Origin of the sequence: Haloplanus sp. GDY1 (assembly GCF_023703775.1) — an archaeon.
Lineage (GTDB): Archaea > Halobacteriota > Halobacteria > Halobacteriales > Haloferacaceae > Haloplanus > Haloplanus halophilus.
The window spans coordinates 15,326-37,595 of record NZ_CP098515.1 but is presented as its reverse complement, the minus strand read 5'-3'; the positions used below and the strand labels follow the sequence as shown (position 1 = coordinate 37,595).

General features: G+C 61.0%; 23 protein-coding genes. 19 read left to right on the top strand and 4 right to left on the bottom strand.

Going from position 1 to position 22,270, the window contains the following annotated elements:
- Positions 1–177: 177 nt before the first annotated feature.
- A complete protein-coding gene (locus tag NBT67_RS16255; protein WP_251344486.1) occupies positions 178–504 on the top strand; it encodes a DUF555 domain-containing protein in 327 nt (108 codons plus the stop codon).
- Positions 505–526: 22 nt separating this feature from the next.
- Here the strand turns inward: NBT67_RS16255 and NBT67_RS16250 are convergent, their stop codons facing one another.
- Together NBT67_RS16250 and NBT67_RS16245 are read right to left on the bottom strand one after the other, a co-directional pair.
- Positions 527–1,033: a TRAM domain-containing protein gene (locus tag NBT67_RS16250; protein WP_251344485.1), complete on the bottom strand. Its 507-nt coding sequence runs from the start codon at positions 1,031–1,033 to the stop codon at positions 527–529.
- A gap of 219 nt (positions 1,034–1,252) precedes the next feature.
- Entirely contained in the window at positions 1,253–2,842 is a 1,590-nt protein-coding gene (locus NBT67_RS16245; protein WP_251344484.1) for a hypothetical protein, read from the bottom strand.
- A 478-nt stretch (positions 2,843–3,320) separates the two neighbouring features.
- Here NBT67_RS16245 and NBT67_RS16240 point away from each other — a divergent pair, with 478 nt between their 5' ends.
- From NBT67_RS16240 to NBT67_RS16160, 17 genes are all read left to right on the top strand, one after another.
- Entirely contained in the window at positions 3,321–3,632 is a 312-nt protein-coding gene (locus NBT67_RS16240; RefSeq protein ID WP_251344483.1) for a hypothetical protein, read from the top strand.
- A gap of 200 nt (positions 3,633–3,832) precedes the next feature.
- A complete protein-coding gene (locus NBT67_RS16235; protein ID WP_251344482.1) occupies positions 3,833–4,150 on the top strand; it encodes a type II toxin-antitoxin system VapC family toxin in 318 nt (105 codons plus the stop codon).
- A gap of 134 nt (positions 4,151–4,284) precedes the next feature.
- The gene (locus NBT67_RS16230; protein WP_251344481.1) at positions 4,285–4,761 is read left to right on the top strand and encodes a YbaK/EbsC family protein; all 477 of its coding nucleotides are present in this window, start codon (positions 4,285–4,287) and stop codon (positions 4,759–4,761) included.
- Positions 4,762–4,905: 144 nt separating this feature from the next.
- Positions 4,906–5,880 (top strand): transcription initiation factor IIB, encoded by a 975-nt coding sequence (locus NBT67_RS16225; RefSeq protein ID WP_251344480.1) that lies wholly within the window; start codon positions 4,906–4,908, stop codon positions 5,878–5,880.
- Positions 5,877–6,119: a hypothetical protein gene (locus tag NBT67_RS16220; protein ID WP_251344479.1), complete on the top strand. Its 243-nt coding sequence runs from the start codon at positions 5,877–5,879 to the stop codon at positions 6,117–6,119. The genes NBT67_RS16225 and NBT67_RS16220 overlap by 4 nt, the downstream gene beginning before the upstream one ends.
- Before the next feature lie 351 nt (positions 6,120–6,470).
- A complete protein-coding gene (locus NBT67_RS16215) occupies positions 6,471–7,196 on the top strand; it encodes a DNA polymerase sliding clamp (RefSeq protein ID WP_251344524.1) in 726 nt (241 codons plus the stop codon).
- A 51-nt stretch (positions 7,197–7,247) separates the two neighbouring features.
- Positions 7,248–7,685 carry a DUF6166 domain-containing protein gene (locus NBT67_RS16210; protein ID WP_251344478.1) on the top strand — a complete coding sequence of 146 codons (438 nt, stop codon included), beginning with the start codon at positions 7,248–7,250 and terminating at the stop codon, positions 7,683–7,685.
- A 285-nt stretch (positions 7,686–7,970) separates the two neighbouring features.
- On the top strand, positions 7,971–9,239 hold the full coding sequence (locus NBT67_RS16205) for an RNA-guided endonuclease InsQ/TnpB family protein (protein ID WP_251344477.1): 1,269 nt from the start codon (positions 7,971–7,973) through the stop codon (positions 9,237–9,239).
- 71 nt (positions 9,240–9,310) lie between these two features.
- Complete coding sequence (locus tag NBT67_RS16200) at positions 9,311–9,862, top strand: hypothetical protein (RefSeq protein ID WP_251344476.1); 552 nt, start codon at positions 9,311–9,313, stop codon at positions 9,860–9,862.
- Positions 9,863–10,051: 189 nt separating this feature from the next.
- A complete protein-coding gene (locus NBT67_RS16195; protein ID WP_251344475.1) occupies positions 10,052–11,557 on the top strand; it encodes a hypothetical protein in 1,506 nt (501 codons plus the stop codon).
- Between the two features lie 485 nt (positions 11,558–12,042).
- A complete protein-coding gene (locus NBT67_RS16190) occupies positions 12,043–12,903 on the top strand; it encodes a hypothetical protein (RefSeq protein ID WP_251344474.1) in 861 nt (286 codons plus the stop codon).
- Complete coding sequence (locus NBT67_RS16185) at positions 12,900–13,640, top strand: DUF8168 family protein (RefSeq protein WP_251344473.1); 741 nt, start codon at positions 12,900–12,902, stop codon at positions 13,638–13,640. The genes NBT67_RS16190 and NBT67_RS16185 overlap by 4 nt, the downstream gene beginning before the upstream one ends.
- The gene (locus NBT67_RS16180) at positions 13,622–14,569 is read left to right on the top strand and encodes a hypothetical protein (protein WP_251344472.1); all 948 of its coding nucleotides are present in this window, start codon (positions 13,622–13,624) and stop codon (positions 14,567–14,569) included. The genes NBT67_RS16185 and NBT67_RS16180 overlap by 19 nt, the downstream gene beginning before the upstream one ends.
- A 307-nt stretch (positions 14,570–14,876) precedes the next feature.
- The gene (locus NBT67_RS16175) at positions 14,877–15,116 is read left to right on the top strand and encodes a hypothetical protein (RefSeq protein ID WP_251344471.1); all 240 of its coding nucleotides are present in this window, start codon (positions 14,877–14,879) and stop codon (positions 15,114–15,116) included.
- A gap of 214 nt (positions 15,117–15,330) precedes the next feature.
- Positions 15,331–16,137 carry a tetratricopeptide repeat protein gene (locus NBT67_RS16170; RefSeq protein ID WP_251344470.1) on the top strand — a complete coding sequence of 269 codons (807 nt, stop codon included), beginning with the start codon at positions 15,331–15,333 and terminating at the stop codon, positions 16,135–16,137.
- Positions 16,071–16,955, top strand: a complete 885-nt coding sequence (locus NBT67_RS16165) for an LA2681 family HEPN domain-containing protein (protein ID WP_251344469.1) — start codon at positions 16,071–16,073, stop codon at positions 16,953–16,955. Before NBT67_RS16170 ends, NBT67_RS16165 begins: the two co-directional genes overlap by 67 nt.
- A gap of 217 nt (positions 16,956–17,172) precedes the next feature.
- Positions 17,173–18,774: an AAA family ATPase gene (locus tag NBT67_RS16160; protein ID WP_251344468.1), complete on the top strand. Its 1,602-nt coding sequence runs from the start codon at positions 17,173–17,175 to the stop codon at positions 18,772–18,774.
- A gap of 34 nt (positions 18,775–18,808) precedes the next feature.
- On the opposite strand, the gene NBT67_RS16155 is transcribed toward NBT67_RS16160, so the two are convergent.
- The gene (locus tag NBT67_RS16155; RefSeq protein WP_251344467.1) at positions 18,809–19,168 is read right to left on the bottom strand and encodes a type II toxin-antitoxin system PemK/MazF family toxin; all 360 of its coding nucleotides are present in this window, start codon (positions 19,166–19,168) and stop codon (positions 18,809–18,811) included.
- 3 nt (positions 19,169–19,171) lie between these two features.
- A complete protein-coding gene (locus NBT67_RS16150; protein WP_114587450.1) occupies positions 19,172–19,438 on the bottom strand; it encodes an AbrB/MazE/SpoVT family DNA-binding domain-containing protein in 267 nt (88 codons plus the stop codon).
- Positions 19,439–19,594: 156 nt separating this feature from the next.
- Between NBT67_RS16150 and NBT67_RS16145 the strand changes: the two genes are divergently transcribed.
- A complete protein-coding gene (locus NBT67_RS16145) occupies positions 19,595–22,222 on the top strand; it encodes a VWA domain-containing protein (RefSeq protein ID WP_251344466.1) in 2,628 nt (875 codons plus the stop codon).
- Positions 22,223–22,270 lie beyond the last annotated feature (48 nt).

Below are 22,270 nucleotides of genomic sequence, written 5' to 3'. Positions count from 1 at the left end.
GTCGCGTGGGGACGGTCGTCGACCAGTGGGTTCAGGAATCTATGGAGCCCCTCCAAGGAATTCAGATCGCTTGGCTCTCACGATAGCGCTCTGTCGATCCTCCGAACAGTGCCGACGCGTAGCCGCTCATCCCCCATACCATCAATGACTTCCACATCGAACACGGATTGGTACGAAGTGTCCTTCTCGGTCCCGTGGATTGTTCACGGGGCTGCTACTGCACAAGATGCGATTAACATCGCCGTCGCCGAACTCGGCAAGCGCGTCGCCGAGGCTGATGGTCCGATTCGGAACGCTGATATCTCGGTGCAGTCGGTTCCCTGCAACGCGTGTGGGAACGAGATGAACGTTGCAACGGTCGTCTCGGGCGAAGCTCTCGTCGGTCTGCTCCTCACCGTTGAAGTGCAGGCACGTTCCCCAAAGAAAAGCGGGCTCGTGGGGCAACGCGAACTCGGCCCGCTCCTTCCGGATACTCCTCTCCGACTCGTTCAGACGCCGCGATGACCGACGACGGTGGACAGGCGCACTATTGCTTGAGGACTTCGGCAAACGCGAAGTTCTCGCGAACCGTCGTGATTCGAACCAACGGTTGCTGACCGATCTCCGTATCGGAGACAAACACGACGTATCCGGGGCCGACTCTGGCGATTCCGTCACCCTTGTCTCCGACATCCTCAATCTGGAGACGGCGCTCCTCGCCCTCAGCCACTGGCGGTTGATCAGGACGCTCTTCGGGCGAAACCGACGGATCGGTACTTCCCGACGACGTTGGATCGGACGGCTGCGATGTCTCCGGGTCGGGTCCACTGTGCGTAGACCGTTCGAGATCGGGCTTGTGCTCCGCCGTCTTCGGAGTTCCTGCGGGCGTAGTTTCGGAGGCTGTCGCCGGGCCGGGATACAATCCTACGCGATAGGTTTCTCCAGCATCGAGTGTTCCGAGTTCGACTTCCTGTTTTGGAACCGTGACAACGTATTCTCCGCCTCTGTCCTCGACGCGAGCGGTGCACAGACACAACGGGATGGGTGAATCCATTGATGCCCGCGTTTACACTCGCTGCCTATATCATCATCAGGTTATCTCGCGTTCTGAAGTTCTTCTCCACGGTCGATATGACGCAGTCCGAATCTACAGTCTTCAGTGATGGAATAGCTCGGTGGTGCGCTATGAAAAGGGGGTCTAGAGTTCTGAGTCTCGGAGAGAGACTCGCCGTGCTACGGATCGCTACCAGTCGTCGGCTTCATCGTCACACCATCACCGAACACCGTCCATACGATTGCTCTGGCCGCCGGTCGGTCGCTCAATAATCGTGAGCGTACTGTCTCGGCGTGTCTCGAACGTCGGGTTGCCGTCGTACCATCGCTTCACAACGTCTTCACAGCGAACAACGTCACCTTCGCACAGCTCGGGGAAGCGGTGGGAACGGATGAGCGTCCGGCCGTCATCGGTCGGGTCAGGCATCGGTCGCGTCTCGTCCCACTCACTCTTCTCCCAAACGGCAAACTTCATCACGCCAGTGTCGTCGCCCAACAGACCAGCCTGCTTGATCGCCGGGTGGGTGTTCTCGAACAACCGGAGGATCGTCCCCTGGGTCGAGAATCGCCCACGCGTTGCGTCGACGGGCGTGTACCGAACGTTGCCGACCGTCAGGACGTTCCGTGGGTCGGTCGCCTCGGCATCGGCCTGTCTCAGTAGGCCTTGTGTCGGCTCAGCGCCGTCACGGAGGCGGTTCGCAAGCGCAAGCGCCAGTGTCAACCGTGATTTGCGTATCTCGACCACTCGATCGAACTCGTCGCTCAGCAGTCGGTCTACCATTCGGGAGACTCGGTCGTGCTGCTCGGCGGTGAGTTCGGTGAGCGGTCGAATCCGCGTGCGATAGCGCTCGGCTTGGCGCGTTGCTCGCGCGGCTGCGAGTTTGGCGCTGGATGGCCTGGCCGCGGCGTACTCGTCGTACCGATTGGCCAGCCACTTCGCATGCCCCACGAGTTCGACGTCACCTGCTGCAATCTCCGGATCGATCTGGGCAGTCAGGATTCCGTCAGTGACGCGGCGTCTCTCGGCTGCGACGGCAAGGGAACACTCGATCGATTCGAGTGAACTCCGCGCAAACTGTTCGGGCTCTGCGAACAGCTCACCGAGTGGCGTGAGTCGCCCATCGGGCGTCTGCACCTCCAACTCGGCCGTCGGGATTCCCTCGGTCGCATCTTCGGGCGTCGGATCGGTCGGGATGTCGAACGCACGGAGACGGCGCAGGCGCGCCTGTTCGGCGGCCGGCAACGTCTCGAGCAACTCGTGATCGATCCCATCGACGTGGGCTTCCGAGCGGGCGCGAGCTGGCCAGGGCGAGTTGCGGCGACTCGTGGCAGACTTCGGCGTCGTGGCCGGAGCTGTCCGGGTCGTCCTCGGTTCGAGGCCACTCGCAACACCGATCATGCGCTCACCACTCGGGTCGACGAGCGTCGGGCCCGCCGTGTGGTCGTACTCAATCGCGAACGTTGCGCGTTGCTCACCGGACTGTTCGGCGAACAGGAAGCTGGCGTTCGTGCCGGTCGCTGCGGCGACGTCTCCAGCCCTGTCAGGGTCGTAGAGCGTGTCGCCGGGCGTCCAGTTGGCGTCGATGCGGCTCGCGGCGAGTCGCCCAGTCGGGGCAACCACCGGATCGCCGTCGGCTGTGTGACCGTAGACGCCGTCGACGGGTTCCGTCCGGGAGCCGTACTCGCCTTTGGAGGCGGTCCGTTCGGTGTATGCCGTCGACTCGGGTGCCGTTCCGTCGGGCGCGGTGCTCGTCGACGACTCGCTGTCGTCCTGGACGAGCGCGTGCAGCAATCCCGTGAGCGTTCGCACCAGTGCGGAGCGACCTGCTGGGATGTCGGCACGCTCACCGTGTGTCCGGTCGGCCCGGACCTGTTGGAATGGCGTGTCGGTCGGCCGCGTGCAAGCGGTCGCATCTGTCGTGTTCGGCTCTGTCAGCGTGTCTGTCGTGCCCGATAACTTCTTATCGGATTGGTTGCTACTATTCATTGGAATACTCCATTCCATTTCGTGAGGCTCTGGTACAGCCTCACATTCTACACCGACTAGCGAAGCTTAGGTGTATCGCTGGAGAAGAAGCCCAAGGCCGTTGTTTTCGAAGGAATTCCCACATCATTCCCACACTCAATTTCTCGTCTCCACAGCGGATCTGCACCTTCGAACTGATACTGACGTTCCCTCACAAAATATACTGTGAAGAGCGAGGGGTCAACCCACTTCATGAGATAATACATGCGAACATCTTATGCTTCATGAGACGCTACACCCACACAACATTAGGTGGCTCAGAATGAGTAGCAACGATACCAAACACGTCCAAACTGAGTTGGATGAAGAGGAGTACGAACGATTTCGAGCGTTCGCTGAGGAACACGGACTGTCGCTCAAAGAAGCCAGTCACGAGGCGTTGATTGAGTGGGTCGAACGCCAGCAACAGGCCGATCCGAACGATGCAGCCTTTACAGTTCTCGATGAGCTCGATGCTTCGTCGCTCCCACGGACAGCACAGACAGACGCCAGAGAGGAAGACGATCTCGTTGACGAGTGGCACGGCAAGGATGAATCATTCGTTCTCGCTGAGGACCCCTCCTCGAATACCTAGCTCCGATGGCAGACCCCGTTGAGACACCGATTGGGACGGTAACCCCTGAACATTTTCGACCGGGTTCGATTCGTCATCAGGTCGTCTGTGGCCCGAAGTTCCTCTATGCGCTGTTCAATCCACAGGATCAGATGCATTCCGTCTCACGTGCATTCATGGATTTTGTCCGCGACGGCAACCTCCCATATCGACGACTGATCGTGAACGATCACATCGTCGACGAAGCTGCTACCCGACTCAAAAAACAGGCGTCGGTGCGAAACGCTGCGACGTTTCTGACGACGCTCGATAAGAGTGCCCTCTATCAACTCGAATCAGTTACGCCGGAGGTATTCAGTGATGCGACAGACACGTTCATCGAGTGGACTGACCTCGATGCATCCCTGACGGACTTCATCGTCGCGTCACACATGGCCGAGCTAGAGATTGATCACATCCTCACGTACGACCGGCATTATGACGCCTTCGACGTGACGACGCTCCCCTATCGGAGACACGAGTCATCGACCCACAACTGAAGTCGTGGGCTTCTTCCTCGCATCTCTGTGAGCACGTTTGTCGGTTCTTGCTCTCCCGTCATGTTGTCTGCCGGATTAGGAATCCGCGCGAAGGCTCCGGTGAGGTTTTCCTCTGTGGTGACGACAGCGCGGCTATGCACCCGAGCGCCGAGCGCTTCGTTGATCGAGCTCGTGAACAGTACGGTGTCGAGATCGACGTCCACGAGTTCCCTGAGGGAACGAAGACGGCTGCCGACGCGGCCGATGCGATCGGCTGCGAAGTCGCTCAAATCGCCAGCAGTATCGTCATGTCCGTCGACGACGGTCTGGTCGTGGTCGTGACCAGCGGTGCGAACCACGTGAGCGAGTCGACGCTTGCCGCTCACTTTGACACTCCGGATGAGTCGGTGTCGATGGCTGACGCCGAACAGGTCAAAGACCGGATCGGCTGGTCAATCGGCGGCGTCCCGCCGTTCTGTCATGATGCTGCGGTTCCTGTTCTGTTCGATGAGACTCTGACGGCGTTCGACACCGTCTGGGCGGCGGCTGGCACGCCCGAGGCGGTGTTCCCGATTGCACCGTCTCGCATTCGAGAGCTGTCGGAGGCGACAGTGCTAGATGTCGCTGAGTAACTCCCAGTCCGCGCTCACAGTGCCGGTAGTACTCGCGTCAGCGTCGTTCGATTTACTCTAGGTACGCCCCTGTTGCGAGCTGATTTTATCATCTCCAATGGAGTGCGGGGAGTCGACCGACAGGTCGGTCTCTCCGCGTGAACCATGTCACTACGACACGTCTACGAGCGGACGTTCGACGAGGACGTCCCCTCCATCGAACGGTCCAGCAACGGTTGTCCCGAGTGCGGCGGCCTCGTCCACACGAACAGCATCGAGACAGCCTGCGAGGACTGCGGGCTGGTCCTCGAGGATCGTCCCATCGACCACGGTCCGGAGTGGCGGGCATTCGACGAGACGGAGGGCAACGAGCGCAAGCGAACCGGGCCACCGCTGACGCCGACCCGCCACGACCACGGACTTTCGAGTGAGATTGGCTTCGATCAGGCCGACGCCAATGGCTCCACGTTATCAGGCCGGAAACGGAGTCAAATCGCTCGCCTCCGGCGTGAGCACCAGCGTGGGCGGTGGTCCAGTAAGGCCGAACAAAACCTCGCACATGGTCTCTCGGAGGTGCGACGGATCGTCGGCGCACTCGATCTGCCGCGGAGCCTTCGGGATCAGGCCTGTCAGCTGTACCGAACCGCTGCCCATGAGGATCTCATCCGTGGCCGGTCGATCGAGGCGGTGGCCGCTGCGAGTGTCTCTGCTGCCTGTCGGTGTGCCGGCCTCCCTCGGACGTTCACAGAAGTTGAAACGATGGCAGCTGTCAGCGACGAGCGCGTCCGGAATGCCTACGGCGTCCTCAATCGAGAACTGGACCTGCCGACAGTGCCGATGGAGCACCACGAGTACGTCCCGAAGCTGACGTCGGAACTCGAGGTCTCGCCGGCGACTCGACAGCGGGCCGTCGGCCTCGCCAGGCAATTGGCGAGCAGCGGCGTTGCAAGCGGCTGTAATCCGGTGGGCGTCGCCGCGGGCTGTGTCTATCAGGCGTCTCTGGAGCATGGCGAACGGCTAACCCAGGAATCTCTCGCCGATATCGCCGAGGTCACCCCCGTGACCCTACGGGCCCGATGGAAACAACTCCAGTCAGTGCTCAACGAGTCGAGCAACCCACACCATCGGGGAGACGCATGACGCCGCCGGGAGGGGTGGATGTCCCAGCCGATGACCTCGAGCGGTTCCTCGATCTTGAACGGGCTGACTGGACGCCGGGAGCACCCTGCCCAGGGTGTGGCCACGGGAATGTCCATACGATCGTCCGCGCCGGCGTCCTGTTCCGCGATAGCGGGAGCTGGGACCTCGAAGAGATACTGGGGGTGTACGAGGCGTTCTGTCCGAACTGCGACTGGCTGCCACCCGTCCACCGAGAGTAAGTCTCGGCTGGCAGTAGCGCGGTAGCGGAGAGCTTCGAGATTGCTCTTTAGCGAATGCAAAGGTGCGAGGGGTCATCGAACGAATGCCTGAACTCGGTTGGTCAAGGCTCGCTCGACTGATCCCGCACACCTGTTATGAGTACTGATTCAGATACTGAACCGGACCGCGAGCCCGAACCCACCCCCGAACAGCCTGAAACAGAGCCCCCGACACCGGCTGACGACGACGGTGAGTCCACGCCGAACGACCACCCCGAATCGACAGCGAGCCCCGATGGCGAGGATTCGACTGAGGAAACAACTCCTGTCGATGGCGTTCCCGACGAGCCACCGGCCTCGTTCCGGGCGACGATCCAAGCTCCTTACCTGAAGACCGCCCTCTCCTCACTGCGGGCACTCGTCGACGAGGCCCGAATCCGTGTCACCGAGGACGGCCTGACTGTCCGGGCGGTCGACTCCGCGAACGTCGCGATGGACGATCTCGAACTCAAGGCAGCGGCGTTCGAATCCTTCGAGGCCAGCCCAGGGACGCTGGGATTGAACCTTGACCGGCTCGCCGACTCTGTCCGCCTCGCCAGTAAAGACGACCTCGTGCAGCTGTTCCTCGACCCGGGATCGGGGAAGCTGATCGTCGTGGTCGATGGACTGCGCTACTCGATGGCCTGCCTCGACTCGAGGACCATCCGGACGGAACCGACGCTCCCGGAGTTCGACCTGCCCGCAACGGTGACGGTCGACCGCGAAACCCTCCAGCGAGGGGTGAAAGCGGCCGATCTGGTTGCCGACCACGTTCGATTCCGGATGGAGGCTAGCGCCGATGCACTCGTCATCGAAGCCGAAGGCGACACCGACGCCGTCACGCTCGAACTCGACGGTGACGACATCGAGGTCCTCGCTGCCGGGGACGCGAGCACACTGTTCAGTCTGGACTACTGCAAGAAGTTCGTCCGGACGATCCCGGCGGGGACCCCAGTAACGCTCGAACTCGGCGAGGACTTCCCACTAATCCTCTCCTACGAACTCGCCGACGGCGATGGCACCATCACCCGGATGCTCGCGCCGCGGATCGAGACTTGATTGCCTCGAACCAGACGGGGTCCGTACCCGATCGACACCACACCCACAACGATGTCAACCAACTATCGACGATCCACGCATCGCGCTCGACGGTACCGCGGCGAGCGAACCATCGGCGGCTGTCTCGTCTACGCCGGCGACGACATCCTCGATAAGCACCTGTTCGTCTACCCGGTCTCGCCGGGCGGATTCGACTGGGGGCCGGATGCCGATGACGACCGTGCCTGCCAGCTGGCAATCGCCCTGCTCGCCCCGACGTTCGGGCTCGAAGTCGCCGTCGACGACTCCCGGATACGTAGTGATAAACGCCGGTCAGTAGTCGGCGCATCCGACTCTATCGTTAAATACGATGTCGCTTCAGACCGCCCTGCGATGTACCGAGACGTCCCACAGCAGGCCGATCTAGTGTCGAGACGGGGCCATCGATTTCCAGAAGAGTACAGATCACGGCTTAGCACGGCCGCCCGGAGGGTGAATGACGGCCCGTGAACGGCTCCGAATGCACCTCGCACAGGCGCTTACCCGGGCAGATTCACCCGACGTTCGAGAGCACATCCGGGCCGCACTCTGCGAGTGGGAGAATCTGCCACCGACCCCGTTGGTCGAGTGTCCCGTCTGTGGCCGAGTCGGGCTTCCCGAGCGTATCGTCTGTCACGACTGTGACTCAGAATGAGCCAACCAGTGGCCTCCACATCGGGGGACGAGGGTGAACACGCCGTCCGGAGGGACGCTCCAGCGATTTATCGAACCCAAGAGGGTGCAGGTGGCTGAATCATGAGACGCACGAATACGTTTGTGATCGCACCAGACCTCGACGACGAGGAGTGTCTCCGACGGTTGCTGGATGCGTCAGCGAGCTTCTGGAACGAGTTGACGTACGAACGCCGCCAACGGCTCTTCGCGGGTGATCCCGTCTGGGAGGGGTCGGACTGTGGGGACCGGTATAAGAGCCGCCTCGGTGCCGCGACGGTCCAGACGGTACGGCGCGTGAACGACGAGGCGTGGCGGTCGTTCTTCGAGCGTCGAAAAGACCACTCGACAAGTCCGCCGGGGTACTGGGGGAATCAGGACGATGGGCGTGATCTCCGGGTCTATCTGCGGAACGATACATACACTATCGAGTGGGGGTCTCGTTCTCGGATCGACCTCCTAATCGGCCAGAAATTGAAAGAGGAGTTCGGTCTCAGGTACCGCGAACGGCTACGACTGCCGGTTCGCGGGGTTCCACGGTGGAAAGGCACGCGGGGACGTCTGGTGATCAACTATGATGAGGTCGCAAAGCAGTACCGGGCGTACCAATCAGTCGCCGTTAATCAGTCCGCCCTGGAGACGTCACTGGGTGAAACAGAAGCCGCTGTGGATATTGGCGCGAACAACCTGGTCGCCTGCTCGACGAGCGGTGGGTCACAGTATCTCTTCGAGGGACGACCGCTCTTTGATCAGTATCGAGCCATCACAGAGCATATCGCGGCCCTCGCTGGGAAACTTCCTGAAGGGCGTCGCTCCAGCCGGCGGATCAAACGGCTGTATCGCAAACGCACCCGCCAGCGCAACCACGCTCAGGATGTCCTCGTTCGCACGCTCGTCAAGCGACTCCACGCCGAAGGCGTGGCGACCGTCTTCGTAGGTGACCTCACGGATATCGTCATGGATCACTGGTGTGTCAAAGTAAATCAAAAGACGCACTCGTTTTGGGCGCACCGCCGGTTCACCGACCGGCTCTCGTGTGTCAGCGAGGAGTACGGGATCGACGTTCGGGAAGTCTCCGAAGCGTGGACGAGCCAGCGATGCCCGCGGTGCGGAGTTCGTGAGAACACCGTCCGGGACGGCGACTCGTTTTATTGCCAGCGGTGTCAGTTCCGTGGGCACGCCGACCTCGTCGGTGCTCGAAACATCCTCGCCGAACAAGCGAGCGGAGCAGTCAGGCCGATGGCCCGGCCCGTGCGGTTCCAGTGGGACAATCATCAGTGGCGTTCGACCACAGACGCCCCGGCAGAAACCCCAACGAACAGCGCACGAACCTGTGAGTTACCTCTGGAGTAATCGCTCACCCGCAGGGGAAGCTGTCCCAGCCGGGGGATAGTGGAGGTCAACATCTCTTCGCGACGAACTTCATGAAACGGGAATTGACCGTCGACACCTGGACAGTCCGGTCGCAGGACCTCAAGGCGGACGGCCTTCGGACGAAGTTCGCCCACCGGGAGTACCCGGAGAACACAGCACCGTCACCGTCGGACGTCGACATCGAGACAGCCGACATCGACGGGCTGAGCGACGCCGAAGAGATCGCGCTCGCCCGCCGATACGACGACGTCCTGTGGAAGAAGGGGAACCGCCGGGGTAACCTGCGTCGGCTACAGGAAATTCGCTCCGGGTCGCTCGACCCAGCTGACGAACCGGTCTCGAAACAGTGGATCGGGACCCATCTCGGTCTCACCGCGGCGGCTGCGAAGCGAGCGCTGGCCGACGACTTCGAGACGATGGGCGAACTCGCCGGGTGGGTATTGTACGCGACCACGCTTACTGACCGTGATCAGATCGGCGAGACGACTGCCGAGCGTCTCCGCTCTCGCCGTGGCGTCTTCATCCGGTGGTTCGGCGGCGAGGAGTACATCCCCCGTTGTGATGACGACCAGCAGACCCCTTCGGGACAGCCGAGCCAGTAGCTTTCAGCGGTACTGATTCCAGACAATCTACAGTAGATAGTTCGCGTCACGGACCTCACCCAGAGGTGGTTGGCTGGTCAGGCGTTACGCGAATTTCTCACAGACAAGGGAGTGAAGAGTTCGAGAGCAGTCGAGTAACCGTCTCGGCTGGCGCCCGTGGCGCCGAACGCTCTTCACCCAAACTCAAACATGGCTACTGACCAGCACACGCAGCGACACGAACGGAGCACCGACTCGACGAACGACGGCACTCCAGCAGCCGACCACGCCCACGTGCCGGCACTCATCGCCGAAGAATACACGCTTCGGTTCGCCGGACTCACCGACGGCGACGCGGAGGCGGTCCCCGGAAACGACGAGCGTTCACCGGACGCCTGGTGTGGAGACGACAGCGTGACGGCACTTGAGCAGGCCGTCGCGGTGCTGCCACGAGCCAGTTCCGGGGAACTCTGGGCGACCAATGAATTCGTTGAAACCGACGGCACCGTCGACATCACCGCTATCGAGTCGGCTCACGGACTCGATACGGATGCACTCGAACGGACGGCCGGACGCTCGCTGGACGAACTGGCCGCACAGACCGACGCCGAGCCGATCGTCCCCGTCGACGATCACCAGGACATCGTCGACCGGCGACGGAAGGCGCTGTGTGCGCTGGGCTATGACGTTCGGTTCCGCTGGCAGATCGCCTCCAACCGCTACTCGATCATCAATCCGCAAGAAGCCTACCAGCCAATCATCACTGCACTCCGGGGACGGGGTGAAACCGGGACATTCGGCTGGCTGAGCTACCGCGACTGGGGCGGGATGCTCAAGCTGTTCGTCGTCTGTCCCAGCCTCAGGCAGGTCGTCTGCCCGCCTGAGGAGGTAGTCGACATCGACGACGAGGAGGACGATATCGATGCCCTCGGGGCTGGTCGCGTTCGGGAGGCCGAAGCGCCGGATTCAGATGATGATCTGGTCGTGTACGGCGGCTTCGAGACGGGGTACGACTTCCGGGGAACGCAGACGCTGTGGGCGAAGCCGATCCTGTACTTCCCGGATAGCGAAACAGTCGTTCCGGATACGGGCCAGCGGTACACTCGCCGGCACTACGGACAGGCGACCAACGCCGATCACGAGCGCGCGAACGACCGGGTGCCCATCAGCGAGTGGTGGGCGTCGATCTACGACGACGTCGAGACGCGACTGGTCGATGTCGACGAAACACTCCGGCGAGCCCGTGCGATCACCTACGATTTCGAGGTGCTTCCGTTCTCGGCTACCGACTGCTACCGATATTGGGGTATTGCCGACACGTATGCCACTGTCGCGGCTGAACGGGCGACCAGCCTCGCCGTTCCCACGTCCCGACCGACGGTGTTCAACCTCCAGCTGTCGTTGCTGATTGCGCTGTTGGATGAGTACACCGGGTCGTGGGCCTCGAACACCTATCAAGAGTATATTGAGACCGCCGGGGAACTCCTCCAGAAGCCAGCGATGATGATCCAACTCGCGGTGCAGGAACACGATCGGCAGGTCAAGGACCAGCGTGATCGCGTCCTTCCGGATGGACAGCAGACGCTATCGGATGCGCTGGAAGACATTGTCGAGATTCCGGGCATCGAGGTCGACGCGGAGAGGGCGCTGACGGATCAGCAGGCACAGCGACTCACCGACCGGATTCAGCGCACGCTCACAGAGGTAGGGCCTTAGAGGTGAAATCCCACACACTCGGAAAGTTCGCCCTTCAATAAACAGGAGGTGCGGCGTCCGCGAACACAGTTTATCAGTACCAATGGGATGGAGAGAGAGTAGTCGCGACCGGCGGGGTACCGCGAATAATCGACACGGATCGCGCCTGGTCGGGGACTCGCCCTCTCTGGGCAGTGTAGTGAGGCGATACTCGATCGAGTACACGGAGGGAGTGATTTGGTGAGGTGAACGTCTCTCCGTCCGGTTCTCGACCCTTATATACGATAACGGGACACCCGAACCCACCGAAATGAACCAGAACAGACGCCGTATCGACCGTGCTGATCGAGAGCTGAGATGCTGGCTCGCCATTCAGGCGTGCACAGGCGTTCCAGAGCTCGTACTGATTGGCCTGTTGCGATCACACGCTAAGTGCATCGAACGACGTGGTTACGTTCCAAGGGAGTGGGCCGTTCCGCCCGAGACCGAGCCACCGGAGGACCTCCGTGGCGCTTGATGAGATTGGTCCGGAGTTCTTCGTTCGTCTCCGCTCGGATTTGCTGGTCATCGGGGACAGCATCCTGACCGACCGGCACCACGCCTCGAACGGGAACTACGACCCGAAGGACCCACAGAACCAGATCGGTGGGATCATCCCGTCGTTCTCGCTATCGGGGTGGCTTCGCCACGGCATGGAACGGGTCGTCCAGAACCACGGCGAAACCGTGTGCCACCCTGGAGAGGCCAATGCGAACTTCCGGAAAGACGACATCTACGACCGCGACCTCAACGCGGGCTACCACGAGAAAGGGGCCTGTCTCGACGAAGATGGCGACGACGGGTGCGTGATTCTCGACCTCTTCGGCGGCTTCGGGAACCGTCCCGGTAAGGTGATGCGCCGCCCGATTCAGTTCTCGCCGGTCCGCTCCAGCGTGGACTACACGCGCGGACAGGCCGAAGGCCACTACCGCCGAATCAATCGGGACGTCGTCTCCCGGAACGAAGAAGACAACCGAGAGCCTCTCAGGAACGCCGAACTGGACGCTGTCGGGAACCTCGACGGCTGCTGGCACCTCTCCTTCCGAGAGCCCAAGCCCGAGTTCGTCGCACTGCTCGTCGAGACCATCGACTTCCTAGATGCCCATCAGACAGACTTCATGCACCAGCTCGGCGGCGCTCGGAACTTCGGCGGTGGGATCGTGGACTGCAACCTCGTGAATCCACTCTACGAGGAACACGAGTTTCGCCGCGTCTTCGACCGAGGCAAGGGTAAGACGCAGAAGATGAAAGAGAAGGACGAGACGTGGGAACAAGAGTACCTCCCGGCGTTCCAAGAGGCGCTTGCAGAGCGCGTGGTAGACGTATGAGCGACGTGATGCTCATCGCCTTCCGGCACGATGCTCACAAGTTCACCGGCGAGAGTCATGAAGACGCCAGCGAGGAGTTCGCTGGTGTCCCGGTGAACCAGTCGGTTCCTGAAGGTGCTGACAGCGATGCAGCGGCGCTCTCACGGCCTCAACACAAACAAGAGCAGACCGTCCCGACCCACAACGACCACTACCGCCTCTCGCTGCTGACCGGCGAGACTGCTTACGATCCCGGCGAGTTCTCGCGGGCGACCATCGAAAGCGAGGTGGCGGATCTCATCGGCGTCGAGGACGCGCAGATGGTCCACGAACGGTGGCTGACGTCCGACGTGGCCGCCGCGTTCAATGAGTCGGTGTATCACCCGTACACCTCGCTGAAGTACCACACGCTGCTCGTGGCGGCGCTGCTGGACAACTACCTCGACGGGAACGAGTTCGCCGACCTCCGGCTCATCGTCGATCCGCCGGGCGAGGTCGTCCCGTTCCGCACTGTCTTCGACGGCGATCGTTTCGCGTTCCGGATCGACGCCGAGGACGGTGATCGACCATCGGCCCGCCTCGGGAGTCGTCCGTGGCGGTCGTGGGCGTCGGCGTGGAATCGCCTGACTGCGCACCCGCTCGATACCGACCATCATAAGTACGATATGACGCTCGATGCTAACCTTCGGCGGATGCAGTCGTGGAGTACGGCGCTCCAGTACGTCGAAGACTACGCTGAATGGAGGCCCGACCGATGACGGAGATTCAGCAAGTCCTGTGGGAGCTACGGATGGACTACATCGGCCATCCGTACTACGTCTCGGGGAACGCCATCCTGCACGCTCTCGGTCACCACCTCGATCCCGAAACCCACGCGGCAGTGTCGGCCAGTCACGGCGTCTTCGTCCCCGGCCAGTTCGGGGCATTCCCCGAGGAACACACGCAGTCAGGCATTCGCCCGTACCTCGGGAGCGGCCTACCCGAGGTCGAGGCCTACGACGATCTGTTCCTCCAGCGGGAGGCGCTACATCCGTGGTTGCTGGATACCCGCGCACGGGATGCGCTGAACACGCACGATCTCCGCGTCCACGGCGGCCATCCGACGCTCGCTCACGAGACCATCATGGGCCGCCGGGAAGACCAGCGAAAACAGCAGCAGACGACGAAGTGGTACGTCCACGCCTACCTCCACGCCAATGACCCGACGGTACTTCCGCTCGGCGAGGACGTGCTGGAGGGCCTCCAGTTCGGCGGCAAGCGCAACTATGGCTACGGCGAGGTCGAGTTGAAGGACACGCAGATGGTTAGCCTCGACGAACTGGACTACTCGCGGCTCGAAGACGCGGAGACGTACCTCGTCGAGCTCGTGACGCCGTTCGTGCTGGAGTCAGAGTACCCGAACGCTCACGATCAGGACGTGCCGTGGTGGTGGAAGGAGGACCGCCGCAATCTCCGTGAACGCGAGGAGAAGGTGCTGATGCAACGCGAGGTGTACAATCTTCAGACGGTAGACCACGGGCAGGTGGTCGCCTACGAGGACGACCGCCCGGTAGAGACCGCGAAGAGCGGTATTCTCCGGGTCGGCAGTCACTCGAAGTACGGCTTTGGAGAGCTCCGAGTGAAGCCCGTCGAACCCTGCTCGAATCAGTGTCAGGATTCAGAGAAAAATCCGAAGGTCACCGAATGAAATAACTCATGTGTGACGGGAGAATCGGCACGAAAAAATCACGCCGCAGACTGAATAAAGAGATCGTATTTGTAACAATTGATATCTCGGTGACAGACCGATCGAGACGGCCCGAAACGGGCTCACACGGGTCGGTTCTCACTCACGGCTGGGATTCGGCGAATTACGCGTTATACCAGTCCTCGACCGTACAGAGACCACTGATGATCAGAATGTATGAGAGCGCTAAGTTGTGCAGCCTCGACCTTCTCCAAGCGAGTCATAAAGAAATCGTATTACCAACAAAAATTACCAAGAGTATCTCGATGTGGCTGGCGAATTGCTTCGGACGCCGGCGATGATGATCCAACTGGCCATGCAGGAGCACGACAGGCAGGTCGAAGACGCAGCCGAACGGGTCCTCGCAGAGGGCCAACAGACGTTGAGCGACACCCTCGAGGACATCGTCGAGATCCCGGGCATCGACGTCGATACCGAGGCCGCTCTCTCGGACCGGGAGGCTCAGCGCCTCCACGACCAGGTCCAGCAGCAGCTGGACGACACCTGATTTGAGCAATCGGCTCTGTTGAAAGCCTCATTCGGTGATAGGTTTCAGCAGTCCTGCTGCATACAGCGCGCTAATCGTTCAGGTCCATTCCTGCAATCGACTTCTCCCACGAACGTTTCTATCTTCAGGAACATGGCACCGAATATTATGATGATATCCGAAGTATTCATCATGTGGACAGAATCGCGTCCCATAGCTGGAACCACCAGAATCTATGACTGACAATCCGCTTGGCGATGACCCGAATGAAACCCTCCTCGAACTGAATGAACAAATAGTGGCAGACCCTGATGGAGTCTACAAGAAACTCTTTTCAATCGACTCTATTGACGACTTCGCCGACGAACCTGCGCTCAATATAATTGGACTGCTCGTAGACGCCTCAGGGGACACAGGCAAAAAAGACGGGATCAACCACGCAATAAATCTCGCTGAAGAACTACTGGATCGCGACCTACCACCAGGGCACAGGTCCCGTATCCACTACAATCTCGGTAACGCATTTTCCCATCTCAGACGACTCAACGCAGTTGATAACGGATCATGGTGGTGGGAAAACGACGACTTGGAGCAAGAGATCTACCACTTCAGAATGGCCCTCGACCCAGACGGAATCGCGGAGATTAGAGATATCGAAGCCTGTAAAACCTACACGAACCTTGGAAACGCCCTCTCCGAGGTTGGCCGTGTAGTTGAGGCTATCCGCTGCTGGGATCACGCGCTAGAAATTGATCCCGCCTTCGCACAGGCAAAAGGTCAGAAAGGCATCGGTTTCCACAGCTATGCCCGAGCACACTACGACAACGGACATGCAGCCACCTTTCTCCGCGCTGCGCATGAGCAATTAGACGAGGCAGTAGCAGCTGACGGCCTCTTCCCACGGATGAAGGAGTACTTTGAGGGCGTTCAGCAACATATGCCGACCAGTTCAAACCCGGCGTCCTTGACGAAGAAATGGAGTTTGAGGAGTACTCATTGGGTGATTCTGACGAGGAAAAGGAGTACCGTCAGTGGTGCTTAGAACAAACCCTGTTTCTGAATCCACTCAATGATCTCGGAGCGAACTCAATCGCTGCACAAGACATCCTACATCTTGGCTCAGTCTCCGGCGAAGAGAGCAGCAAAATTGTCTCCTGCGTCGGATTCTACAACCAAATGAAACAGGAGTATGTATCGGCACGATACCTCCTCTATGAAGGTCTCTACAATCATGAACCCCACTTCTCAGATAAGGATGTCCGCTTAGAGAACACGCTCGACTACCCTGTCTACTCGTTCAACGCAGAGAAAGTGCGGATTGCCATGCGGATGGCCTACTCGCTCTTCGATAAAATCGCCTCCTTCATTCAGTACTACTTCGACCTCTCTCACATTCCCTCGCACAAACTCAACATCGGGAACGTCTGGTACAAATCCCAGGGGCGGAACAAGCTAGCACCTGCATTCGATGGACATGAGAACTGGGCACTTCGAGGATTATTCTGGTTGAGTAAGGACCTCGAGTTCTTCAGCGAGATGTACGTCGAATCCTCAATGGATCCCGGAGCAAAGGAACTCAGAGATACTCGGAACGAGCTTGAGCACGGCTACTTGAAACTCCACGAACCGATGTGGATCGGTCCTGATGCCGAATCGAGACTTCGCGACGACTTAGCTATTTCACTATATCGGAGTGACTTCGAGGAATTATCTCTCAGGAGCCTGCGGAAGGCTCGCTCTGCTCTCATCTACCTGTCCTTAGCGATCCAGCAGGAGGAACGAGTGAAGGATGAAAATCTTGATGATGAGAAGCTGGCACCGATGCGTCTCGGTCGCTGGGAGGATGAATGGAAAAAGTGAGCTGTGGATAAGATAGTCGGTGTGCGGGATGACGACTGCGTGCTGAAGAGACGCTCTGTATGCAGCACATCCATTTTGTCGGAGATTGAGTGATTCAGCCTGAGATATTAAGCTATCTCAGGGAGTGACACGCACCGATTTCGCTCTTGCAATCGAGCGACGGAGGCACCGAGGATGGCGGTCAGTGCGCCTCGACTCGGCCTCTCCAGAACGTACCATGTCATCCACTACTACCGACGACGCGGACAGCCAGCCCGACGAACAGGCCGTCTTGAGCCACCTCGTACAGCGACTCCTTCAGCGCGAAGGCGGCCAGATCCCCCTCGAACGAGTCACCCTCCGGGTGAGCGACTACGTCGACATCGGCGAGCAGGCCGCCGCTGACCTCATCGACGAGGGTGCCGACGCCGGAATCTACACGCTGGAGCGAGGTGCGGGTGGAACGAGAACGATCACCGGGGTTAGCCCGCAGGAACCCGAACCCGACATTATCGTCGCGGCCTTCGGGACTGGGGCGGACACGCCAGACTTCACCGTCATCAGCGTCGTCACCGAGAGCATCGACCAGGCGTTGCGTGACGCGGGCTACGAGACGTTCAGTTCCCTTGCTAATGCTGGGGCTGACGACCTCACCGGGCTGACCGGGACGCTCACCCAGAGCCGCGCAGCGGCCATCCTCCAGGAGGCACCCCAGCACGTCCCCGTCGGGACTCACCTTGCGACTGCCGCCGCCGGGCGATACGCGCGTCGGCTCGACGCCGAGACAGACCGTGGTGTGGCCCGGGTGGTCGACCTCGCGACCACCGACATCGCCGTGGGCGAACCGGTCTACCGAACTGCGGAAACCGATCCCGACTCCCTCGAGGCGCAGTACGTCAGTGCCGTCGGTCGCAACGCCGACGACCCCGTGGGGACCGGCCTGCACGTTCTCGACGATCCGGACCACCCGGACGTGCCAAAGGCCGCGACACACCCCGACGCCGGCGACGACGCGCTCCCCGTCGACGATACCGGGCACGTCGTCCTGCCGGCGGTCCCGGTCGAACCGCGACTCCAGCTTCCTCTTGACGAACTGCTCGCGAAGAAACTCGCCCGAGGGCTGGTTCCCGTCCGCCTCGTCGGGCCGCGCGGCTCGGGAAAGAACTACCTGATCAAGTACCTCTGCCACGAGACAAACCGCGGCTATGTCTCGATCGATTGTGACGAGGCGACCCACACGGAGGACCTGTTTGGGCCGCTGACGCCCACCGAGGACGGCCTGATCGTCCCACGGAACGGGCCCGCCAAGCAGGCACTCCTGAACGGGTCGGTCTTGGTGCTTAACGAGTTCCCGGTGATGCGAGCCGGTGCTGCGATGGCGCTCCATCGCCTGCTCAACGAGGGAAAGTTGCTGGTGAAGGCACATGGCGAGCTGGTCGAGCCCCATCCGTCGGCGCGGATCGTGATCACGATGAATCCGCCCACCCGGGAGTACCGCGACTCCGAACCGATGAACTCCGCCACTCGGGGGCGGTTCCGCGCGTTCGAACAGCCCTACATCCAAGACGTCGAGATCGAACTCGACACGCTAGACGCGCAGGTCAACGGTGGCTCCCGCGTCGTTGACCGTGGGACGCTCCGGAAGGTCGTTCAGTTCGCCCACCAGACTCGCCAGAACGAGAACTGGCCGACGCTGTCGACCCGGAACCTCGTGATCGTCTGTGAGCACATCGAGGACGGCGCCGCGCCGAAGGCCGCGGTGAAAAACGAGGTGTGGGCAGTTGCGGAACCGAATCAGTATCCTGAAGACACCTACGAGACGCTCGACGATTTCCTGTGACGTTGGAACGCTCGAACCGGTTCGCCAATCGCTCTCAAATTTCGGTGAGACCGAGACTGTATTCGAGTGCGGTATCGACCTCGTCTATCCGCTCTTGCGGAATCGAGCCGAGGTTCTCGGTGATGCGGTGCTCGATAGAGATTGTTCGAATCTGGCTACAGAGCGCGACTGAGTCTTCCCGAAGCGCACACTCCTCGGCTGGGACGAGTACTTCGAACGGGTAGAGCTGCTCGCCGAACGAGGTGGTGAACGGAACAACGATCGTTGTCGGTGCGTTTGCATTCCCGATATCGTTCTGCACGACGAGACACGGTCGCGTTCCCCGCTGTTCGGAACCCTGTGTCGGATCGAGTTCGACGATAACGATATCCCCTCGGCGGACAGACAGAGCCATATGCTACCACTCTGGGGCATCGCCTAGGTGGTCATTAGCCTCCGTCGAGACGCCCTCCAGTTCGTCAGCGAGCTCGCTGGTTCGTTGGGCACGCTGACGGTACCCCTCAGCCAACTCCTCACGAGTGACCGGTCGTTCGATAACGAGCTTCCCCGCCTCTTCGTGGATCACGACGTCATCTCCTCCCTTAATTCCGAACCGTTCTCGGAGCTCTTTGGGAATCGTCACTTGGCCTCGCTCCCCGATCTTCCGGCGTTCGCCCTTACTCATACATATTCATATCTTATTCATACTAAAAAGCCCTTCGGACAGAAGGCAGTAAGCTCAGACTCCCGGCTTACACTCGGAGAATAATGAGGTAATTTCGCGCCGACGATTTATCGGCCACAAGGGAGCGAAGAGGTCCGATACCTCTCGTTCCCCATCATGTCCGATACTAATTCCTCGATCACTTCGAACGCCTCCGTCGAGACGTTCACCCCCGATATCCACGCCCGGGTGCGGGCGTCAGCCGGTCGGCGCGACCGGCTCCGGGCGTTCCTGCAGGGCCATCTCCCGGCCGGCGTTGATGTCGAAGTCGTCCTTACCCCTGCGGTACAGACGGCGGCTGTCCTCCCTGCCGACGTCGACGCGCTGGTTAGCAGCGACGCGACCGACCTCGAACGACAACAGGCCGCTCAGTTGCTCGACGGTATCGACGCTGCGTTTCTCGTACTCGTCACGACCGCGCCGGCGTCGCTGGAGCGGGTGCCGCTGAACGACCAGCTCACCGCCGACCACGCCCACCAGTTCGGGCTCGCCTTCCACGAGCTCCTCCACATCCTCAAGACAGCGATTGCCCCAATCGCCGCGTTGCTCGACGCCGAGGTCGACCCGGCATACCATCAGCACGTCCACGAAATGATCAACATCGTCGAGGACGGCGCAATCGAGTACGAGGCGATCCACGGCGCGAACTTCAGCGACACGGCCGAGATCCGACTCGAACTCACTCGCCGAATCCACTCGCAGACTCCCGACGACCTCGGAGATGGGCAGCAGGCACGCCTCTCGTTCTGGAACGCGGTAACCACCGCTCTGTACGACGCCGCGGTGTACCCGACCGGCACCACCGAAGTCCTGCTCAACGGGGACGACGACCGCATCGGGTTCGTCTCCGAAGCCGACGAGATCGCTTTTCGGTCGGTACAAGATGCACTGACTCAGCTCGCCGCTGATGCTCTCGCTATTCGAGGTGTCGACCTCGACGACGCGACCCACAGGCACGACAAGACCGCCTCGGTCGAGCGGGCTCGCCGTGTTATCGACACCTGGACGTCGACGCTCCAGCCAGTCGTCGCGAGCGCCGTCGAGCCAACAGGCGACTCGCAGAGCCACGATGGCGCTGACTCGGGAACTGACGGGCACGACCATTCGCCGCAGGAGGAGGGACCTGCTAGTACTCCCGAGGCAACTGGGGTCTCGGTCGATCGCGAGGCAACGGTGGACCCGTATCAGGACGTGTTCGACCATCCCGCGATGACGCCGGATCCCGCCAGAGAGGATACGGACGGCACGGTCAGCTCGCCCGAGCCGGATACCGAGGACGTCACTGGTGACACCGCATCGACTCCAGGCCGCCAGAAGGAGGACGATCAGAAAGGTGACCAAGAGCCGTCGATAGCGGACGACTGTTCAGCGTCGCGAGCAGACTCATCCATCGAAAGCAGCGAGGAGCCAGCGGAGTACCCGTCGAGATCCCACGCACTCGCGGCGGCTGTCGAGCGCGCTCGCGATAATCGGGACGATTCGGGAGACAGGACTGATCCATCGTCCCCATCAGCTACGATAAATGAACGAGCCACTCCCCACGACCAGTCGGTCCAGACACCACTCGATGCGTTCGACGCCGGAGCGAGAGCCACCGAATCTGCGGAGACTAACAACCTGAGCGGCCCCTCGAACGATCCAATCCCGTCTGGCGAGGATGAACAGATAGAACATCGCGATGGAGATGGCGAGTCCGCAGCAACGGACGAACCGGAGCCGGGGCCAGCTCACGAGCGTGTCGAGCGGGCCGCACCGTCGCCGACAGAGTACGGACAGGCGCTCGAACACGACCGTGAAGTCGCCCAACAAGAGGCGGCCCGAGAGCAGGTCGACCGGGAGGCTGTCGAGCGAGAGCTTCGCGACCTCGGTGACGTCTTGGGTCGGGGGCACCAAGGCGACGAGGACCACCGGGAGGACGGGACTAAGTCATCGACAGAGACGGGTGCAGGCGGGAACGGTGCCGGACCGGAGCGTCTCGACGATGTCGTGTTCGTCCCGGTCAGCGACGACCTCGTCCCACCGGGACAGTGGAGTGCGGTCGAGGACAGTGCCGCCCGCGTCGCGCAGGTCCTCGAAAAGGAACTCGCGCTCGAACGGCAGCGAGGAACCCGGAGCGGGCTGACCGCTGGTCGGTACGATACTCGCGCCGGTCATCGGCTCGCCATCGGCGATCCCCGGGTCTGTGAAACTCCGACGCTTGGCCGCGAGAAGCGCTACGCCCTCGTGCTAGTGCTAGATCGGTCGGGGTCGATGCGCAACGGTAGCCCCCCGAAAATCGAAGTTGCAACACAGGCGGTCGCCCGACTCGCCGTCGCTGCCGAGAAACTGGGGATTCGTGTTGCCATCATTGATTTCATCGACGGTCAGGCTCGCCTTGCGAAGCCGTTCACCGTCGAGTCGCGTCACGTCCAAACGACGCTGCTCGATACTGACTGCGGTGGTGGAACACCGCTAGCCGAGGCAATCGGTCTCGCCCGGACAGTTGTCGAAACACAGCGTGATGAACCACTGATCATCACTGTCACCGACGACCGCCCCAGCGACATCGAGGCGGTCACGCGCGAACTCCAGGCATCGTACGCTCCGGTGTGCTCGTTGACCATCGCGACCGACTGTGACCCTGGGACGTTAGTTCCTGATGCATCGGCGCTGGCGCCGTACTATGAACGACAGGCGGCGGTCTACGACGTCGGCGCCATCGACGAGCGTCTCGACCAGTTCGCGAGTCTTCTGACCGGACTGTGACCCGTCCGCTCTGAATTGGCGAGAGAACAGTCTCCATGGCTCGTTGGA

Bases quoted from the DNA above. Each gene is read 5' to 3' on its own strand.
- NBT67_RS16155 (WP_251344467.1), bottom strand. From the start codon at position 19,168: ATGGCTCTGTCTGTCCGCCGAGGGGATATCGTTATCGTCGAACTCGAT.
- NBT67_RS16240 (WP_251344483.1), top strand. From the start codon at position 3,321: ATGAGTAGCAACGATACCAAACACGTCCAAACTGAGTTGGATGAAGAG.
- NBT67_RS16205 (WP_251344477.1), top strand. From the start codon at position 7,971: ATGAGACGCACGAATACGTTTGTGATCGCACCAGACCTCGACGACGAG.
- NBT67_RS16185 (WP_251344473.1), top strand. From the start codon at position 12,900: ATGAGCGACGTGATGCTCATCGCCTTCCGGCACGATGCTCACAAGTTC.
- NBT67_RS16160 (WP_251344468.1), top strand. From the start codon at position 17,173: ATGTCATCCACTACTACCGACGACGCGGACAGCCAGCCCGACGAACAG.
- NBT67_RS16180 (WP_251344472.1), top strand. From the start codon at position 13,622: ATGGAGGCCCGACCGATGACGGAGATTCAGCAAGTCCTGTGGGAGCTA.
- NBT67_RS16195 (WP_251344475.1), top strand. From the start codon at position 10,052: ATGGCTACTGACCAGCACACGCAGCGACACGAACGGAGCACCGACTCG.
- NBT67_RS16210 (WP_251344478.1), top strand. From the start codon at position 7,248: ATGTCAACCAACTATCGACGATCCACGCATCGCGCTCGACGGTACCGC.
- NBT67_RS16165 (WP_251344469.1), top strand. From the start codon at position 16,071: ATGGAGTTTGAGGAGTACTCATTGGGTGATTCTGACGAGGAAAAGGAG.
- NBT67_RS16250 (WP_251344485.1), bottom strand. From the start codon at position 1,033: ATGGATTCACCCATCCCGTTGTGTCTGTGCACCGCTCGCGTCGAGGAC.
- NBT67_RS16150 (WP_114587450.1), bottom strand. From the start codon at position 19,438: ATGAGTAAGGGCGAACGCCGGAAGATCGGGGAGCGAGGCCAAGTGACG.
- NBT67_RS16145 (WP_251344466.1), top strand. From the start codon at position 19,595: ATGTCCGATACTAATTCCTCGATCACTTCGAACGCCTCCGTCGAGACG.
- NBT67_RS16220 (WP_251344479.1), top strand. From the start codon at position 5,877: ATGACGCCGCCGGGAGGGGTGGATGTCCCAGCCGATGACCTCGAGCGG.
- NBT67_RS16170 (WP_251344470.1), top strand. From the start codon at position 15,331: ATGACTGACAATCCGCTTGGCGATGACCCGAATGAAACCCTCCTCGAA.
- NBT67_RS16200 (WP_251344476.1), top strand. From the start codon at position 9,311: ATGAAACGGGAATTGACCGTCGACACCTGGACAGTCCGGTCGCAGGAC.
- NBT67_RS16230 (WP_251344481.1), top strand. From the start codon at position 4,285: ATGCACCCGAGCGCCGAGCGCTTCGTTGATCGAGCTCGTGAACAGTAC.
- NBT67_RS16225 (WP_251344480.1), top strand. From the start codon at position 4,906: ATGTCACTACGACACGTCTACGAGCGGACGTTCGACGAGGACGTCCCC.